At 54.7% G+C, this 18103-nt stretch carries 13 protein-coding genes; 11 read left to right on the forward strand and 2 right to left on the reverse strand.

Translation table 11 applies throughout. The annotated features are described in order from the left end of the window. Positions 1-17 precede the first annotated feature (17 nt). Positions 18-809, forward strand: a complete 792-nt coding sequence (gene nei, locus BH714_RS02460; protein WP_040016947.1) for an endonuclease VIII — start codon at positions 18-20, stop codon at positions 807-809. A gap of 101 nt (positions 810-910) precedes the next feature. On the opposite strand, the gene BH714_RS02465 is transcribed toward nei, so the two are convergent. Next, the gene (locus tag BH714_RS02465; protein ID WP_014169167.1) at positions 911-2194 is read right to left on the reverse strand and encodes a citrate synthase; all 1284 of its coding nucleotides are present in this window, start codon (positions 2192-2194) and stop codon (positions 911-913) included. Positions 2195-2835: 641 nt separating this feature from the next. On the opposite strand from BH714_RS02465, the gene sdhC reads away from it, so the two are divergent. The 8 genes from sdhC to sucD all read left to right on the forward strand — a co-directional run bounded on the left by sdhC (position 2836) and on the right by sucD (position 12475). Then, a complete protein-coding gene (sdhC, locus tag BH714_RS02470; RefSeq protein ID WP_025204654.1) occupies positions 2836-3240 on the forward strand; it encodes a succinate dehydrogenase cytochrome b556 subunit in 405 nt (134 codons plus the stop codon). Then, entirely contained in the window at positions 3234-3581 is a 348-nt protein-coding gene (gene sdhD / locus BH714_RS02475; RefSeq protein ID WP_010428702.1) for a succinate dehydrogenase membrane anchor subunit, read from the forward strand. Before sdhC ends, sdhD begins: the two co-directional genes overlap by 7 nt. Further along, positions 3581-5347, forward strand: a complete 1767-nt coding sequence (sdhA, locus tag BH714_RS02480) for a succinate dehydrogenase flavoprotein subunit (protein WP_014883036.1) — start codon at positions 3581-3583, stop codon at positions 5345-5347. The genes sdhD and sdhA overlap by 1 nt, the downstream gene beginning before the upstream one ends. Positions 5348-5362: 15 nt before the next feature. Then, positions 5363-6079, forward strand: a complete 717-nt coding sequence (sdhB, locus tag BH714_RS02485; RefSeq protein ID WP_014169170.1) for a succinate dehydrogenase iron-sulfur subunit SdhB — start codon at positions 5363-5365, stop codon at positions 6077-6079. 226 nt (positions 6080-6305) lie between these two features. Next, entirely contained in the window at positions 6306-9113 is a 2808-nt protein-coding gene (gene sucA / locus BH714_RS02490; RefSeq protein ID WP_014169171.1) for a 2-oxoglutarate dehydrogenase E1 component, read from the forward strand. Positions 9114-9127: 14 nt separating this feature from the next. Next, a complete protein-coding gene (gene odhB, locus BH714_RS02495) occupies positions 9128-10354 on the forward strand; it encodes a 2-oxoglutarate dehydrogenase complex dihydrolipoyllysine-residue succinyltransferase (protein ID WP_025204653.1) in 1227 nt (408 codons plus the stop codon). A gap of 85 nt (positions 10355-10439) precedes the next feature. After that, positions 10440-11606: an ADP-forming succinate--CoA ligase subunit beta gene (gene sucC / locus BH714_RS02500; protein ID WP_006809579.1), complete on the forward strand. Its 1167-nt coding sequence runs from the start codon at positions 10440-10442 to the stop codon at positions 11604-11606. Further along, positions 11606-12475, forward strand: a complete 870-nt coding sequence (gene sucD, locus BH714_RS02505; RefSeq protein WP_014169173.1) for a succinate--CoA ligase subunit alpha — start codon at positions 11606-11608, stop codon at positions 12473-12475. The genes sucC and sucD overlap by 1 nt, the downstream gene beginning before the upstream one ends. 83 nt (positions 12476-12558) lie before the next feature. Here sucD and BH714_RS02510 read toward each other — a convergent pair whose 3' ends face one another. After that, the gene (locus BH714_RS02510) at positions 12559-13275 is read right to left on the reverse strand and encodes a GntR family transcriptional regulator (protein ID WP_032681408.1); all 717 of its coding nucleotides are present in this window, start codon (positions 13273-13275) and stop codon (positions 12559-12561) included. Between the two features lie 169 nt (positions 13276-13444). Between BH714_RS02510 and mngA the strand changes: the two genes are divergently transcribed. Together mngA and mngB are read left to right on the forward strand one after the other, a co-directional pair. Further along, entirely contained in the window at positions 13445-15361 is a 1917-nt protein-coding gene (gene mngA, locus BH714_RS02515) for a PTS 2-O-a-mannosyl-D-glycerate transporter subunit IIABC (protein WP_040016948.1), read from the forward strand. 21 nt (positions 15362-15382) lie between these two features. Continuing rightward, complete coding sequence (mngB, locus tag BH714_RS02520) at positions 15383-18019, forward strand: mannosylglycerate hydrolase (protein ID WP_040016949.1); 2637 nt, start codon at positions 15383-15385, stop codon at positions 18017-18019. The last annotated feature ends 84 nt before the right edge of the window (positions 18020-18103 follow it).

Consider the following 18103-nt stretch of genomic DNA (forward strand, 5'->3'; position numbering starts at 1 on the left):
ACGATAAGGACAGAAAAATGCCTGAAGGCCCGGAGACCCGCCGTGCAGCGGATAGCCTCGAGGCGGCGATAAAGGGCAAACCGCTGACGGATGTCTGGTTTGCTTTTCCTCAACTGAAACCGTTTGAAGCCCAGCTGGTGGGGCAGACGGTGACGCACATTGAAACGCGCGGCAAAGCGCTGCTCACGCATTTCTCCCATAACCTGACGTTATATAGCCATAATCAGCTGTACGGCGTTTGGCGCGTGGTGAAGGCAAACGAGCAGCCGCAAACAACCCGCGTGCTGCGCGTCAGGCTCCAGACGGCAGACAACGCGGTTCTGCTCTACAGCGCATCCGATATCGAAATGTTAACGCCAGAGCAGCTGCTCACTCATCCGTTCCTGCAGCGCGTCGGGCCGGATGTGCTGGATATGAGCCTGACCCCGGGCGAGGTGAAAGCCCGTCTGGTGTCACCTCGGTTTCGTAACCGACAGTTTTCCGGATTGTTGCTCGATCAGGCGTTTCTGGCTGGATTAGGAAATTACCTGCGGGTGGAAATCCTCTGGGAAGTGGGCCTGGCGGCGCAGCATAAGGCATCGCAACTCAGTGATGAACAGCTGGAGGCGTTATCCCACGCACTGCTGGATATCCCGCGCCTGTCGTACAACACGCGTGGCGTAGTGGATCACAACAAGCACCATGGGGCATTGTTCCGCTTTAAGGTGTTTCATCGTGAAGGGAAGGCGTGTGAGCGGTGCGGCGGGATAATTGCGAAAACCACGCTGTCGTCGAGACCGTTTTACTGGTGTCCGCACTGCCAGAAGTAAAATGAAAACGGTAACCCAGGGGGTCACCGTTTTTAATGTCTTCACTCTCTCGGAGTAAGAGAGGGATGGGGTGAGGACATCAGGCCCACACCCCGTTAACATCAGCGTTTGATGTCAGACTTAAAATCACGCTGCTCGTAGCCAGTATACAGCTGACGAGGACGGGCGATTTTCATGCCTTCGCTGTGCATTTCGTTCCAGTGCGCAATCCAGCCAACGGTACGTGCCATGGCGAAGATCACGGTGAACATGGAAGACGGAATGCCCATCGCTTTCAGAATAATGCCAGAGTAGAAATCGACGTTCGGGTAGAGTTTCTTCTCGATGAAGTACGGGTCGTTCAGCGCGATGTGCTCAAGCTCCATCGCCACTTCCAGCAGGTCGTCTTTTGTACCCAGCTCTTTCAGCACTTCGTGGCATGTTTCACGCATAACGGTAGCGCGTGGGTCGTAGTTTTTGTACACACGGTGACCGAAGCCCATCAGACGGAAGGAGTCATTCTTGTCTTTCGCGCGACGCACGAATTCAGGAATGTGCTCAACGGAACTGATCTCTTCCAGCATCTTCAGTGCCGCTTCGTTCGCGCCGCCGTGCGCCGGTCCCCACAGGGAGGCGATACCCGCAGCGATACAGGCGAACGGGTTCGCGCCTGAAGAGCCTGCGGTACGGACGGTGGAGGTGGAGGCGTTCTGTTCGTGGTCGGCGTGCAGGATCAGAATACGGTCCATCGCACGTTCCAGTACCGGGTTCACTTCGTACTCTTCACACGGTGTGGAGAACATCATGCGCAGGAAGTTACCGGCGTAGGAGAGGTCGTTACGTGGATAAACAAACGGCTGGCCGATGGAGTATTTGTAACACATCGCTGCCATTGTCGGCATTTTGGACAGCAGGCGGAACGCCGCGATATCGCGGTGACGTGGATTATTCACGTCCAGCGAGTCGTGGTAGAACGCTGCCAGCGCGCCGGTAATACCGCACATCACCGCCATTGGGTGAGAATCACGACGGAAAGCATGGAACAGACGGGTAATCTGCTCATGAATCATGGTGTGACGGGTGACGGTGGTTTTGAATTCATCGTATTGTGCCTGCGTCGGTTTTTCGCCGTTCAGCAGGATGTAGCACACTTCCAGATAGTTGGATTCGGTGGCTAACTGATCGATGGGGAAGCCGCGATGGAGCAGGATACCTTCGTCACCATCAATGAAGGTGATTTTGGATTCGCAAGATGCGGTAGAGGTAAATCCAGGGTCGAAGGTGAATACACCTTTAGAACCCAGCGTACGGATATCAATAACATCCTGACCGAGCGTGCCTTTTAGCACATCCAGTTCAACAGCAGTGTCACCATTTAGGGTGAGCGTTGCCTTTGTATCAGCCATTTACGGTCTCCTTAGCGCCTTATTGCTTAAGACTGCCAATTACCGGATTTGCATTCTGCTGATTTCTCACCGTTACCAGTTTGTTATTTGGCTTACCGCTCAGCTCACGAGGAGAAACCAGGGTACAGAGCTATGGCGCCTTGCAGGTAAAAACATGAAAAATCAGTGAAACAACAGCAAATCAGTGTCTTCGCAGTCCGAATTATTCAAACCTGTATATCACTAATAACTGTCCTGATAACTTCGGTCAATACCATCACACTGTTACATAACTATTTGTCAGGTGAAAGTGAGACCTCATAACTTTTGCGCATTATATGCCTTTTCTGATGACGTTTGTAACAATATTGTTTAACATTTGTCAAATCAGATGATTAAAAATTAAAAAGATGTTGTTATCGTGACCCTGATCACTGTTCCAGAGAAAACCCGACAAACTGTATGTAGGTTAATTGTAATGATTTTGTGAACGGCCTATACTGCCGCCAGGTCTCCGGAACACCCTGCAATCCCGAGCCACCCAGCGTTGTAACGTGTCGTTTTAGCATTTGGAAGCAATGTTTTGCATGACGCGCAGTTATAGAAAAGGAACGCTGTCTGACCCGCATCGCAGTCCGGAGGAAGGAAACAATAAGAACAGCATGTGGGCGTTATTCATGATAAGAAATGTGAAAAAACAAAGACCTGTCAATCTGGATCTCAAAACGATCCGGTTCCCTGTAACAGCAATAGCGTCCATTCTGCACCGCGTTTCTGGTGTGATTACGTTTGTGGCGGTCGGCATTCTGCTGTGGTTACTGGGTACCAGCCTCTCTTCTCCTGAAGGATTCCTCCAGGCCTCTGCCATCATGAACAGCTTCTTCGTGAAATTTATCATGTGGGGCATTCTGACTGCGCTGGCGTACCACGTTGTCGTGGGCATTCGTCATATGCTGATGGACTTTGGCTACCTGGAAGAGACTTTCGAAGCCGGTAAACGCTCCGCTAATATTTCATTTGTATTGACTGTCGTGCTTTCACTTCTCGCAGGAGTTCTCGTATGGTAAGCAACGCCTCCGCATTAGGACGCAACGGCGTACATGACTTCATTCTGGTCCGTGCTACCGCCATCGTTCTCACCCTTTATATCATCTATATGATTGGTTTCTTCGCGACCAGCGGCACGCTGACGTGGGAAATCTGGAGTGGGTTCTTCGGATCTGCCTTCACCAAAGTGTTCACCCTGCTGGCTCTGTTCTCCATCCTTATTCATGCCTGGATTGGTATGTGGCAGGTGTTGACCGATTACGTTAAACCACTGGCGATTCGCCTTCCTCTGCAGCTGGTCATTGTCGTTGCACTGGTGGTTTACGTTATTTATGGATTCGTTGTGGTGTGGGGTGTGTAATGAAACTGCCAGTCAGAGAATTTGATGCTGTTGTGATTGGTGCTGGTGGCGCAGGTATGCGTGCAGCACTGCAAATTTCCCAGAGCGGCCAGACCTGTGCGCTGCTCTCTAAAGTCTTCCCGACCCGTTCCCACACTGTCTCCGCGCAGGGCGGTATTACCGTTGCGCTGGGCAATTCCCATGAAGATAACTGGGAATGGCACATGTATGACACGGTCAAAGGTTCCGACTACATCGGCGACCAGGATGCTATCGAATATATGTGTAAGACTGGCCCGGAAGCGATTCTGGAGCTGGACCACATGGGGCTGCCGTTCTCCCGTCTGGAAAATGGCACCATTTATCAGCGTCCGTTTGGCGGCCAGTCGAAAAACTTCGGCGGCGAGCAGGCGGCACGTACTGCAGCTGCGGCTGACCGTACCGGTCACGCACTGCTGCACACGCTGTATCAACAGAACCTGAAAAACCACACGACTATTTTCTCCGAGTGGTATGCGCTGGATCTGGTGAAAAACGCCGATGGCGCCGTTGTAGGTTGTACCGCGCTGTGTATTGAAACCGGTGAAGTGGTCTACTTCAAAGCGCGTGCTACCGTGCTGGCGACCGGCGGTGCAGGCCGTATTTATCAATCTACCACCAACGCCCACATCAACACCGGTGACGGCGTAGGTATGGCTATCCGCGCCGGCGTACCGGTGCAGGATATGGAAATGTGGCAGTTCCACCCAACCGGCATCGCCGGTGCCGGCGTGCTGGTAACAGAAGGCTGCCGTGGTGAAGGGGGTTACCTGCTGAACAAACACGGCGAGCGCTTCATGGAGCGTTATGCCCCGAATGCGAAAGACCTGGCGGGTCGTGACGTGGTGGCGCGTTCCATCATGATCGAAATCCGTGAAGGCCGCGGCTGTGACGGCCCATGGGGTCCACACGCGAAGCTGAAACTCGACCATCTGGGTAAAGAGGTTCTGGAATCACGTCTGCCAGGCATTCTGGAGCTGTCTCGTACCTTCGCGCACGTCGATCCAGTGAAAGAGCCCATCCCGGTAATCCCAACCTGTCACTACATGATGGGCGGTATTCCGACCAAAGTGACCGGCCAGGCGCTGACCGTGAACGAGCAGGGTGAAGACGTTGTTATCCCGGGCCTGTTTGCCGTCGGTGAAATTGCCTGCGTATCCGTACACGGTGCAAACCGTCTGGGCGGGAACTCCCTGCTTGACCTGGTGGTATTTGGTCGTGCGGTAGGTCTGCATCTGCAAGAGTCTATTGCCGAGCAGGGTGCGCTGCGTGATGCCACCGACGATGAAATTGATGCGTCGCTTGAGCGTCTGAACCGCTGGAACGGCAACCGTAATGGTGAAGATCCGGTGGAAATCCGCAAAGCGCTGCAGGAATGTATGCAGCACAACTTCTCGGTATTCCGTGAAGGGGATGCGATGGCCAAAGGTCTTGAGCAGCTGAAAGCGATCCGCGAGCGTCTGAAAAATGCCCGTCTGGACGACACGTCCAGCGAGTTCAATACCCAGCGCGTTGAGTGTCTGGAGCTGGATAACCTGATGGAAACGGCGTTCGCTACCGCGATGTCGGCAAACTTCCGTACCGAGAGCCGTGGCGCGCATAGCCGCTTCGACTTCCCGGATCGTGACGATGAAAACTGGCTGTGCCATTCCCTGTATCTGCCAGAGTCGGAATCCATGACGCGTCGTAGCGTCAATATGGAACCGAAACTGCGTCCGGCGTTCCCGCCGAAGATTCGTACTTACTAATGCGGAGACAGGATAATGAAACTCGAATTCTCAGTTTATCGTTATAACCCGGATGTAGATGATGCTCCGCGTATGCAGGATTACACCCTGGAAGCGGAAGAAGGCCGTGACATGATGCTGCTGGATGCCTTAATCCAGCTGAAAGAAAAAGATCCGACACTGTCGTTCCGTCGCTCATGCCGTGAAGGCGTTTGTGGCTCTGATGGTGTGAACATGAACGGTAAAAATGGTCTGGCCTGCATCACGCCAATTTCAGCGTTGCAGCGCGCGGGCCAGAAAATTGTTATCCGTCCTTTGCCAGGTCTGCCAGTCGTTCGTGATTTGGTGGTAGACATGGGGCAATTCTATGCACAATATGAGAAGATTAAGCCTTACTTATTGAATAATGGGCAAAATCCACCGGCTCGTGAGCACTTACAGTCTCCTGAGCAGCGTGAAAAACTCGATGGTTTGTACGAGTGTATTCTCTGTGCATGTTGCTCGACCTCTTGCCCGTCGTTCTGGTGGAACCCGGACAAGTTTATCGGCCCGGCCGGTCTGCTGGCTGCCTATCGCTTCCTGATCGATAGCCGCGACACCGAAACCGACAGTCGTCTGGAAGGACTGAGTGATGCTTTCAGCGTATTCCGCTGCCATAGCATCATGAACTGCGTCAGTGTATGTCCTAAGGGGCTGAACCCGACGCGCGCCATCGGCCATATTAAGTCGATGCTGCTGCAGCGCAGTGCATAAGTAACAGGAGGGGAGCGTTGTTCCCCTCGCCCTGACCCTCTCCTGACAGGAGAGGGGATAAAATGTAGGAAACCTCTAAAAACTGCCCCGAGGTGCAGACAGTTTTTAAAGGTTCCTTCGCGAGCCCAAGACAACATAAGAGCTCGCAGGTGAACCCCGGCACGTACGTGTTGTACGTGGTAGTTTCTACGGCGAAAGTAAGCATAAAAATGCTTAAGGGATCACGATGCAGAACGGCGCAATGAAAGCCTGGCTGGACTCTTCTTACCTCTCTGGTTCAAACCAGAGCTGGATAGAACAGCTCTATGAAGACTTCTTAACCGATCCTGACTCAGTGGACGCAAACTGGCGTTCCATGTTCCAGCAGTTACCTGGCACTGGAGTCAAACCGGATCAATTCCATTCCAAAACACGTGATTATTTCCGTCGTCTGGCGAAGGATGCCTCACGTTACTCTTCTGCGATTTCCGACCCTGACACCAATGCGAAGCAGGTTAAAGTCCTGCAGCTTATCAACGCTTATCGCTTCCGTGGTCACCAGCATGCGAATCTCGATCCGCTGGGACTGTGGAAACAAGATCGTGTGGCGGATCTCGATCCGGCGTATCACGATCTGACCGAGGCCGATTTCCAGGAAAGCTTTAACGTAGGTTCCTTTGCCATCGGCAAAGACACGATGAAGTTGGGCGAGCTGATTGACGCGCTCAAGCAAACCTACTGCGGCTCCATCGGCGCGGAATATATGCACATCACCTCTACAGAAGAGAAACGCTGGATCCAGCAGCGCATCGAATCTGTGGCGGGCCACGCGAATTTCTCTGCTGAAGAGAAAAAACGCTTCCTCAGCGAACTGACCGCAGCAGAAGGCCTTGAACGCTATCTGGGCGCGAAATTCCCGGGTGCGAAACGCTTCTCGCTGGAAGGCGGCGACGCGCTGGTACCTATGCTGAAAGAGCTGATTCGCCACGCGGGCAAAAGCGGTACCCGTGAAGTGGTGCTGGGTATGGCGCACCGCGGTCGTCTGAACGTACTGGTCAACGTGCTGGGTAAAAAACCGCAGGACCTGTTCGACGAATTCGCGGGCAAACATAAAGAACACCTCGGCACCGGTGACGTGAAGTACCACATGGGCTTCTCGTCTGATATCGAAACCGAAGGCGGTCTGGTTCACCTGGCGCTGGCGTTTAACCCGTCACACCTGGAAATCGTGAGCCCGGTGGTTATCGGTTCTGTGCGTGCGCGTCTGGATCGTCTGGACGAGCCGAGCAGCAACAAAGTTCTGCCAATCACCATTCACGGTGACGCGGCGGTCACAGGGCAGGGCGTGGTTCAGGAAACGCTGAACATGTCCAAAGCACGTGGTTACGAAGTGGGCGGTACCGTTCGCATTGTTATCAACAACCAGGTGGGCTTCACGACCTCTAACCCACTGGATGCGCGTTCTACCCCGTACTGCACCGACATCGGTAAGATGGTTCAGGCGCCGATCTTCCACGTTAACGCGGATGACCCGGAAGCCGTGGCGTTCGTTACCCGTCTGGCGCTGGACTACCGTAACACCTTCAAACGCGATGTGTTCATCGACCTGTTCTGCTACCGCCGTCATGGCCACAACGAAGCTGACGAGCCAAGTGCAACGCAACCGCTGATGTATCAGAAAATCAAAAAACACCCGACGCCACGCAAAATCTATGCTGACAAGCTGGAAGGCGACAACGTGACGACGCTGGAAGATGCGACCGAAATGGTCAACCTCTACCGCGACGCGCTGGATGCGGGTGAATGCGTAGTGAAAGAGCTGCGCCCGATGAACATGCACTCCTTTACCTGGTCGCCGTACCTCAACCACGAGTGGGATGAGAGCTACCCGAACAAGGTAGAGATGAAGCGCCTGCAGGAGCTGGCTAAACGTATCAGCACCGTACCAGACGCTATCGAGATGCAGTCTCGCGTAGCGAAAATTTATGCTGACCGTCAATCAATGGCAGCGGGCGAGAAGCTGTTCGACTGGGGCGGGGCGGAAACACTGGCTTACGCAACGCTGGTTGATGAAGGCATTCCTGTTCGTCTGTCCGGTGAAGATGCGGGCCGTGGCACCTTCTTCCACCGTCACGCGGTAGTTCACAACCAGACTAACGGTTCAACCTATACTCCGCTGCAGCATGTCCATAACGGTCAGGGTCAGTTCAAGGTATGGGACTCCGTCCTGTCTGAAGAAGCGGTACTGGCATTCGAATACGGCTACGCCACCGCGGAACCGCGCACCCTGACTATCTGGGAAGCGCAGTTCGGTGACTTCGCCAACGGCGCCCAGGTCGTTATCGACCAGTTCATCTCGTCCGGCGAGCAGAAATGGGGCCGTATGTGTGGCCTGGTGATGCTGCTGCCACACGGTTACGAAGGTCAGGGTCCGGAGCACTCCTCCGCCCGTCTGGAACGTTATCTGCAGCTCTGCGCTGAGCAGAACATGCAGGTGTGCGTGCCGTCCACTCCGGCTCAGGTCTACCACATGCTGCGTCGTCAGGCGCTGCGCGGTATGCGCCGTCCGCTGGTGGTCATGTCGCCAAAATCCCTGCTGCGCCACCCGCTGGCGGTGTCCAGCCTGGACGAACTGGCGAACGGCACCTTCCTGCCTGCCATCGGTGAGGTTGACGAACTGGATCCGCAGGCCGTTAAGCGTGTTGTGATGTGTTCTGGTAAGGTTTATTACGACCTGCTGGAACAGCGCCGTAAGAACGACCAGAAAGATGTCGCCATCGTGCGTATCGAACAGCTTTATCCATTCCCGCACCAGGCGGTGCAGGAAGCGTTGAAACCGTATGCTCACGTGCATGATTTTGTCTGGTGCCAGGAAGAGCCGCTCAACCAGGGCGCCTGGTACTGCAGTCAGCATCATTTCCGTGAAGTCATTCCATTTGGGTCTGCCCTGCGTTATGCAGGTCGCCCGGCCTCCGCCTCTCCGGCGGTAGGGTATATGTCCGTTCACCAGAAGCAGCAACAAGATCTGGTCAATGACGCGCTGAACGTCGATTAATTAAAGGATACATAATGAGTAGCGTAGATATTCTTGTTCCCGACCTGCCTGAGTCCGTAGCAGATGCGACCGTCGCCACCTGGCACAAAAAACCGGGCGATAGCGTTAAGCGCGATGAAGTGCTGGTAGAAATCGAAACTGACAAAGTGGTACTGGAAGTACCGGCTTCAGCGGATGGCATTCTGGATGCAGTCCTGGAAGACGAAGGGACAACCGTAACCTCCCGTCAGATCCTGGGTCGCCTGCGTGAAGGCAACAGCGCGGGCAAAGAGTCCAGCGCGAAGTCTGACGAAAAAGCGTCTACCCCAGCCCAGCGTCAGCAGGCCTCTCTGGAAGAGCAGACTAACGACGCGCTCAGCCCGGCGATCCGTCGCCTGCTGGCCGAGCACAACCTGGATGCGGCTGCCATTAAAGGCACCGGTGTCGGTGGTCGTCTGACCCGTGAAGATATCGAGAAGCATCTGGCGAAAGCCCCTGCCCAGGCAGAAGCTAAAGCGCCAGCAGCGGCAGCGGCACCGGCAGCACAGCCTGCGCTGGGTGCCCGTAGCGAAAAACGCGTGCCGATGACTCGCCTGCGTAAGCGTGTGGCTGAGCGTCTGCTGGAAGCGAAAAACTCCACCGCGATGCTGACCACCTTCAACGAAGTGAATATGAAGCCAATCATGGACCTGCGTAAGCAGTACGGTGACGCGTTTGAAAAACGTCACGGTATCCGTCTGGGCTTTATGTCCTTCTACGTGAAAGCGGTTGTTGAAGCGCTGAAACGCTACCCGGAAGTTAACGCCTCTATCGATGGCGATGACGTGGTTTACCACAACTACTTCGACGTCAGCATGGCAGTCTCTACGCCACGTGGTCTGGTTACCCCTGTTCTGCGTGATGTCGATACTCTGGGTATGGCTGACATCGAGAAAAAGATTAAAGAGCTGGCTGTAAAAGGTCGCGACGGCAAGCTGACCGTAGACGATCTGACCGGCGGTAACTTCACCATTACCAACGGCGGCGTTTTCGGTTCACTGATGTCTACCCCGATCATCAACCCGCCGCAGAGCGCGATCCTGGGTATGCATGCCATTAAAGATCGTCCAATGGCGGTAGACGGCAAAGTTGAGATCCTGCCAATGATGTATCTGGCACTCTCTTACGATCACCGTCTGATCGACGGCCGCGAGTCCGTGGGCTTCCTGGTGGCCATTAAAGAGCTGCTGGAAGATCCAACGCGTCTGCTGCTGGACGTCTAGTTTTAGCAGTCTTGCCCGGCGGCGCGTTGTCTGCCGGGCCTACAAAAGCACTACCTAACGATTACCTGAAGGATGGATAGAACACATGAACTTACATGAATATCAGGCCAAACAGCTGTTTGCCCGGTATGGCTTACCGGCTCCGGTGGGTTATGCCTGTACTACCCCGCGTGAAGCAGAAGAAGCCGCATCTAAAATCGGTTCCGGCCCTTGGGTAGTTAAGTGTCAGGTTCACGCTGGTGGCCGTGGTAAAGCGGGCGGTGTGAAGGTTGTTAAGAGTAAAGAAGAGATTCGTGCGTTTGCTGAACATTGGCTCGGCAAGCGTCTGGTAACGTACCAGACAGATGCGAACGGTCAGCCTGTCAACCAGATCCTGGTTGAAGCTGCAACTGACATCGCGAAAGAACTGTACCTGGGCGCGGTTGTTGACCGTAGCTCCCGTCGTGTGGTGTTCATGGCGTCTACCGAAGGCGGCGTGGAAATCGAGAAAGTGGCAGAAGAGACGCCACACCTGATCCACAAAGTGGCGATCGATCCGCTGGCAGGCCCAATGCCTTACCAGGGCCGTGAGCTGGCGTTCAAACTGGGTCTGGAAGGCAAGCTGGTTCAGCAGTTCACCAAGATCTTCATGGGTCTGGCCACCATCTTCCTGGAGCGCGACCTGGCGCTGATCGAGATCAACCCGCTGGTTATCACCACTCAGGGCGACCTGATCTGCCTCGACGGCAAACTGGGCGCTGACGGCAACGCACTGTTCCGTCAGCCGGATCTGCGTGAAATGCGCGACCAGTCTCAGGAAGACCCGCGTGAAGCGCAGGCTGCACAGTGGGAACTGAACTACGTGGCGCTGGATGGCAACATCGGCTGCATGGTTAACGGCGCAGGCCTGGCGATGGGCACCATGGACATCGTTAAGCTGCACGGCGGTGAGCCTGCAAACTTCCTAGACGTGGGCGGTGGCGCAACCAAAGAGCGTGTAACCGAAGCGTTCAAAATCATCCTCTCTGACGACAACGTCAAAGCCGTGCTGGTTAACATCTTCGGCGGTATCGTGCGTTGCGACCTGATCGCAGACGGTATCATCGGTGCGGTAGAAGAAGTGGGTGTTAACGTCCCGGTTGTGGTGCGTCTGGAAGGTAACAACGCTGAACTCGGCGCGAAAAAACTGGCTGACAGCGGCCTGAATATTATTGCAGCGAAAAGTCTGACGGATGCAGCTCAGCAGGTTGTTGCCGCAGTGGAGGGGAAATAATGTCAGTTTTAATTAATAAAGATACCAAGGTTATCTGCCAGGGCTTCACCGGTAGCCAGGGGACTTTCCACTCCGAACAGGCGATTGCCTACGGCACGCAGATGGTTGGTGGCGTAACGCCAGGTAAAGGCGGCACCACGCACCTGGGCCTGCCGGTATTCAACACCGTGCGCGAAGCAGTTGAAGCGACGGGCGCGACCGCGACCGTTATCTACGTTCCGGCTCCGTTCTGCAAAGACTCGATTCTGGAAGCGATTGACGCGGGCATCAAGCTCATCATCACCATCACCGAAGGTATCCCGACGCTGGATATGCTGACCGTGAAAGTGAAGCTGGATGAAGCTGGCGTGCGCATGATCGGCCCGAACTGCCCGGGCGTTATCACCCCAGGCGAATGCAAAATCGGCATCATGCCGGGTCACATTCACAAACCGGGTAAAGTGGGTATCGTCTCCCGTTCCGGTACGCTGACCTATGAAGCGGTTAAGCAGACTACCGACTACGGTTTCGGCCAGTCCACCTGTGTGGGCATCGGTGGTGACCCCATCCCAGGTTCTAACTTCATTGATATCCTGAAAATGTTCCAGGAAGATCCGCAGACCGAAGCGATCGTGATGATCGGTGAGATCGGCGGTAGCGCAGAAGAAGAAGCGGCTGCGTATATCAAAGAACATGTGACCAAGCCGGTCGTCGGTTATATCGCAGGTGTGACAGCGCCGAAAGGTAAGCGTATGGGTCACGCAGGCGCGATTATCGCAGGCGGTAAAGGTACGGCTGATGAGAAATTCGCCGCGCTGGAAGCCGCAGGCGTGAAAACCGTTCGCAGCCTGGCGGATATCGGCGAAGCACTGAAATCCATCATTAAGTAAATCCTCTCTGCTCCCTGTAAAAGGGAGCGTTGAAGTAATAAGTGTCCGTTTCGACATGGTTGGCCGCTGTAAAGCGGCCTTTTTTAATGCCTGCGTTTCGCGACCAGCGTGAATTTGTAATCGTCGCTGTTAAACACGTTACGGCTGTATTCAAACACCCGCCCATCCTTCAGAAAGCCGCGTGACACCTTTTCCAGTATCGGTTTTGCCGGATCCAGCGCCAGCGCGTCGATCGCCTCCTGTGAGGGCATGATCGGAACCAGTTCCTGTTCACTGCGATCGATAACCATCTTCTTTATCTGTTCGATGTAGTGATATTTGGAATTTTCCATCACCTCCCAGGTGAGGTCGGCGAACATCGCCAGCGGCATCCACGTCTCTTCCAGATTCACCGGTTTTTGCTTAATAAAGCGCACCCGTTTGACATGCCACACTTTGTCATCCGGCCGAATGTTTAGCGTCTCAGCCAGTTTCACATCCGCTTTGATCACTTCGAATGTTTTTACGTCGCTGTGGGTATCGACGTTTCGGTCCGCCAGTTTTTCATAAAAGCCGGTAAGCTGATAAATGTCGTAATTGACGCGCTCCTCTCTCACATAGGAGCCGCTGCCCTGAATGCTCTCGATAATCTGCTCTTCAGTGAGGAGCTTCAGTGCCTGCCTCACCGTGACGCGACTGACGCTAAATGTCTCCTGCAGGCTGGATTCCGTCGGTAACGCATCACCGGGTTTTAACTCACCGGCGGTAATTTTCTCGCGAAGCGCATCCGCTATCTGCCGGTACATCGGTTTATTGCCCATGTCGTCTGCCTTCTAATACCTTTTCACGGAATTATGCCTCCAGCACAGAATTTGTAAATAATACAAATTAAATACAAATTATCGGTGTTAGTGAAAATGATCACATAAAGGTATCAGTTCGTCTGTCACAATCGATCCTGAACAATTACCCTTGAGTGTGAGGATCCTGATGAACCTGACGACCCTGACCCATCCCGACGCTGTCTGCGTGCAGGCGCAGTACACCAGTCGTGATGAAGCAATACGCCAGCTCACGATGCGGCTGGTGACGCTCGGCAAAATTACCGACGGCAATGCGTTTTTAACCGAAGTCTTTCATCGGGAATCGCTAGGCCCTACCGCGCTCGGCGAAGGGCTGGCAGTCCCGCATGGTAAATCAGCGGTGGTGAAAGAGGCGGCTTTTGCCGTAGCCACCTTACGTGAACCGCTGAGCTGGGAAGGCGTGGATGGCCCGGAAAATGTCGAGCTGATTTTCCTGCTTGCCATTCCGCCGGCTGAAGCTGGCTCAACCCATATCCAGGTGCTGACGGAACTCACTTCTCGTCTGGCGGATGAAACTCTTCGGGCGCGCGTCATGGCGGCTACCACGGCAGCAGCGCTACTCGCCGCGCTGGACGATGTGCCACAGGAAGATGACGTTGTCGCGTTCGTGGATGCGCCAACCATCGTTTGTGTAACTGCATGCCCCGCCGGCATTGCGCATACCTATATGGCAGCTGAGTATCTGGAAAAAGCGGGGCGTAAGCTTGGCGTAAACGTGGTGGTGGAAAAGCAGGGGGCGAACGGTATCGAAGGGCGGTTGACCGCGCAGCAGTTACGCACTGCGCAGGCCTGTATCATTGCCGCAGAAGTGGCTCTCAAAGAGAGCGAGCGTTTTCAGGGCATCCCGACGCTGTCCGTGCCGGTCGCGGAACCGCTTCGCCATGCCGAAGCGCTTATTAAGCGTGCGTTGGCCTTACCCCCCGCGGAAACGGATCGCCAGGTGCACACCGGCAATGATGTGAGCAAGAGCCTTAAGACGGAGCTTAAGCAGGCCCTGCTCAGCGGTATTTCCTTTGCCGTGCCGCTGATTGTGGCGGGAGGCACGGTGCTGGCCGTCGCGGTATTGCTGGCACAGATGTTGGGATTACAGCATCTGTTTGAGCAGGAGAACTCATGGCTGTGGATGTATCGCAAACTCGGCGGGGGGATGTTAGGCACGTTAATGGTGCCGGTGCTGGCCGCGTATACCGCCTACTCGCTGGCAGATAAACCTGCTCTGGCGCCGGGTTTTGCGGCCGGTCTTGCCGCCAATATGATCGGTTCAGGTTTTTTAGGGGCGATTGCAGGTGGCTTGATTGCCGGCTATCTGATGCGCTGGGTGAAAAACCATATCCGTCTGAGTCAGCGTTATAACGGCTTTTTAACCTATTACCTCTACCCGGTGATTGGCGTGCTGGGCGCGGGCAGCCTGATGCTGTTCGTGATCGGCGAGCCGGTTGCGTGGATCAACTCCTCCCTCACGGCATGGCTTAACGGGCTCTCCGGTGCCAATGCGCTGCTACTGGGCACTCTGCTCGGTTTTATGTGCTCGTTCGATTTAGGGGGACCGGTCAACAAAGCGGCCTATGCGTTCTGTCTGGGGGCGATGGCCAACGGCGTTTACGGGCCGTATGCCATTTTTGCTTCCGTCAAAATGGTCTCGGCTTTTACCGTCACGGCTTCAACCATGCTGGCACCGCATCTCTTTAAACCGTTTGAAATCGAAACCGGCAAGTCGACGTGGCTGCTGGGCCTTGCGGGCATCACCGAAGGGGCAATTCCGATGGCCATTGAAGATCCGCTGCGGGTGATTGGCTCGTTTGTTGTTGGCTCGATGGCAACAGGGGCGATTATCGGTGCAATGGGCATCGGGTTGTCTACGCCGGGGGCGGGCATCTTCTCTCTCTTTTTACTGCATGACGCGGGGATGGGTGGCGCGATCGCGGCGGCAGGCTGGTTTGGCGCTGCGCTGGGGGGAACGATGCTCTCTACGCTCATCTTACTGTTCTGGCGACGTCAGGGCGTAAAAAAAGGCAAATACCTGACGGAAGACGTCACGCCATAAATTCATTTACAGGAAACGAAGATGAAAGCTGTATCTCGCGTTCATATCACGCCACATATGCACTGGGACCGTGAGTGGTATTTCACCACCGAAGCATCGCGGATCCTTTTGGTCAATAACATGGAGGAGATCCTGACCCGTCTGGAGCAGGACGAAGAGTATAAATACTACGTTCTTGATGGACAGACCGCAGTACTGGAGGATTACTTCGCCGTCGTACCGGACAACCGGCCCCGGGTAAAAGCGCTGGTTGAGCGCGGAAAGCTGATTATCGGGCCGTGGTATACCCAGACCGACACCACGATTGTCAGTGGCGAATCGATCGTTCGCAACCTGATGTACGGGATGCGCGAATGCATGGAATTCGGTGAGCCGATGAAAATAGGGTATCTGCCGGATTCGTTTGGCATGTCCGGGCAACTTCCGCATATCTATAACGGCTTTGGTATCACCCGCACGCTGTTCTGGCGCGGATGTTCTGAGCGTCACGGCACCGATAAAACAGAATTTTTATGGCAGAGCGCAGACGGCAGCGAAGTTACGGCGCAGGTACTACCGCTGGGCTACGCGATTGGTAAGTACTTACCGGAGGATGAAGCGGGGCTGCGTAAACGGCTCGATACCTGGCTTACATTGCTGGAGAACGCTTCCGTGACGAAAGAGATTCTGCTGCCTAACGGTCACGACCAGATGCCCCTCCAGCAGAACATTTTCGCGGTGATGGATACCCTTCGAAAGATGTACCCGCAGCGGAAATTTGTGATGAGCCGGTTCGAGGAGGTCTTTGAACATACTGAAGCGCACCGTGACGAACTGGCGACGCTGAAAGGGGAGTTTATCGACGGCAAATACATGCGTGTACACCGGACAATCGGCTCCACACGGATGGACATCAAAATTGCCCACGCCCGCATTGAAAACAAAATCGTGAATATCCTCGAACCGCTGGCGGCGCTCGCCTGGATGCTGGGCTTCGAGTATCACCACGGTTTGCTGGAGAAAATGTGGAAAGAGATCCTCAAGAATCATGCTCACGACAGTATTGGCTGCTGCTGCAGCGACAAAGTGCATCGTGAGATTATGGCCCGGTTTGCGCTCGCTGAAGACATGGCCGATAACCTCACGCGTTTCTCGATGCGCAAGATTGTCGACAATATGCCGCAAAGCGAGGCCGACAAGCTGGTGATGTTCAATCTGATGCCCTGGCCCCGTGAAGAGGTGATTAACACCACCCTTCGTCTGCGCGCGAGCCAGTTCCGGTTGCGGGATGATAAAGGCAATGAGATCCCCTGTTTTATTCGCAGCGCCCGGGAAATAGACCCGGGGCTGATTGACCGGCAAATCGTGCACTATGGTAATTACGATCCGTTTATGGAATTTGATATCCAAATCTGTCAGATCCTGCCCGCGATGGGATACCGCACGCTTTACATCGAGCCCCAGGCTTCTGAAAAGAGGCTGCCCGCGAGGGCAAAAACGGATGCTCTGCTGGAAAACGCCTTCTGGCAAATTGATATAAATGACGATGGCACGCTGCGCCTGCGTGATAAAGAATCCGGACTTATTTATGACCGCGTACTGGAAATTGAAGAGGGGTCGGATGATGGCGATGAGTACGACTACTCGCCTTCCCGGGAAGAGTGGCGGCTCACTTCAGCGCACGGGCAGCATCATGTTGAGGTGATACAGGAAGCCTGGCAGAGCAGGGCGGTGATCCAGCATCGCATCGCCGTTCCGGCAAACCTGGCCGAGCGGTCGGCCCGCCTGCGCAATGGCGCTCTTGCGGTGGAATTTGAGGTCACTCTCAGCCATAACAGCAGGCGTGTAGATGTTGTGGCGCGTCTGGATAATCAGGCTGACGATCACCGGGTCCGCGTGCTTATCCCGACGCCGTTTATGACGGAGCAGGTACTGTCAGATACGCAGTTTGGCTCCATAACGCGCCCGGTTCGCGATGACGCGATGGCTAACTGGCAAGAAGAGGGCTGGAAAGAGGCACCGGTTCCCGTCTGGAATTTACTTAACTACGCCGTGCTGCAGCAGGAACGAAACGGGATCGCCCTGTTCACAGAAGGGTTACGCGAATTTGAAGTGGTGGGGGAGGCGGAAAAAGCGTTTGCTCTGACCCTTTTACGCGGTGTGGGCGTGTTGGGAAAGGAAGATTTACTGTTGCGCCCGGGCCGACCGTCCGGCATAAAAATGGCCGTTCCGGACTCGCAGCTTCGGGGCCGGCTCGATTGCCGTTTTAGCCTTCTGAGTTTTAGCGGCTCTCCCGAGAACGCCGGCGTTGCTCAGCAGGCGAAAGCGTGGCTTACCCCCGTCCAGTGTTATAACAAAATCCCCTGGGATGCCATGAAGCTTAACCGTGCGCCGTTCAGCACGCCGGACAGATACAGCCTGCTGACCCTTTCGCCGACAGGCTGTGTTATGAGCGCGATAAAAAAGGCGGAGGATCGGGACGCGCTTATCCTTCGTCTGTTCAATCCGTCGGAATCTGTGTCCTGTGATGCCTCTTTATCGTGGAATCAGGCGCTTAAAGGCTGTTGCGAGACGAATTTAAATGAACAGGTACTGGCAGGCAGGGGAGAAGAAAAGGGCATTACGGGCCTGTTCAGGCCTGGGCAATCGCGGACTTTTAGCCTGAAAACGGAAAGGTAGCGTCTGAAGTGAACAAAAGGCTGCGCGCAGGGCAGCCTTTTTTATTGAATAGTCACATTGTGGTGTTAATTTTAAGCGTGTCGC

It is taken from the genome of Enterobacter ludwigii (assembly GCF_001750725.1).
GTDB lineage: Bacteria > Pseudomonadota > Gammaproteobacteria > Enterobacterales > Enterobacteriaceae > Enterobacter > Enterobacter ludwigii.

Coding starts and splice junctions, on each gene's coding strand:
- nei (WP_040016947.1), top strand. CDS start 18: ATGCCTGAAGGCCCGGAGACCCGCCGTGCAGCGGATAGCCTCGAGGCG.
- BH714_RS02465 (WP_014169167.1), bottom strand. CDS start 2,194: ATGGCTGATACAAAGGCAACGCTCACCCTAAATGGTGACACTGCTGTT.
- sdhC (WP_025204654.1), top strand. CDS start 2,836: ATGTGGGCGTTATTCATGATAAGAAATGTGAAAAAACAAAGACCTGTC.
- sdhD (WP_010428702.1), top strand. CDS start 3,234: ATGGTAAGCAACGCCTCCGCATTAGGACGCAACGGCGTACATGACTTC.
- sdhA (WP_014883036.1), top strand. CDS start 3,581: ATGAAACTGCCAGTCAGAGAATTTGATGCTGTTGTGATTGGTGCTGGT.
- sdhB (WP_014169170.1), top strand. CDS start 5,363: ATGAAACTCGAATTCTCAGTTTATCGTTATAACCCGGATGTAGATGAT.
- sucA (WP_014169171.1), top strand. CDS start 6,306: ATGCAGAACGGCGCAATGAAAGCCTGGCTGGACTCTTCTTACCTCTCT.
- odhB (WP_025204653.1), top strand. CDS start 9,128: ATGAGTAGCGTAGATATTCTTGTTCCCGACCTGCCTGAGTCCGTAGCA.
- sucC (WP_006809579.1), top strand. CDS start 10,440: ATGAACTTACATGAATATCAGGCCAAACAGCTGTTTGCCCGGTATGGC.
- sucD (WP_014169173.1), top strand. CDS start 11,606: ATGTCAGTTTTAATTAATAAAGATACCAAGGTTATCTGCCAGGGCTTC.
- BH714_RS02510 (WP_032681408.1), bottom strand. CDS start 13,275: ATGGGCAATAAACCGATGTACCGGCAGATAGCGGATGCGCTTCGCGAG.
- mngA (WP_040016948.1), top strand. CDS start 13,445: ATGAACCTGACGACCCTGACCCATCCCGACGCTGTCTGCGTGCAGGCG.
- mngB (WP_040016949.1), top strand. CDS start 15,383: ATGAAAGCTGTATCTCGCGTTCATATCACGCCACATATGCACTGGGAC.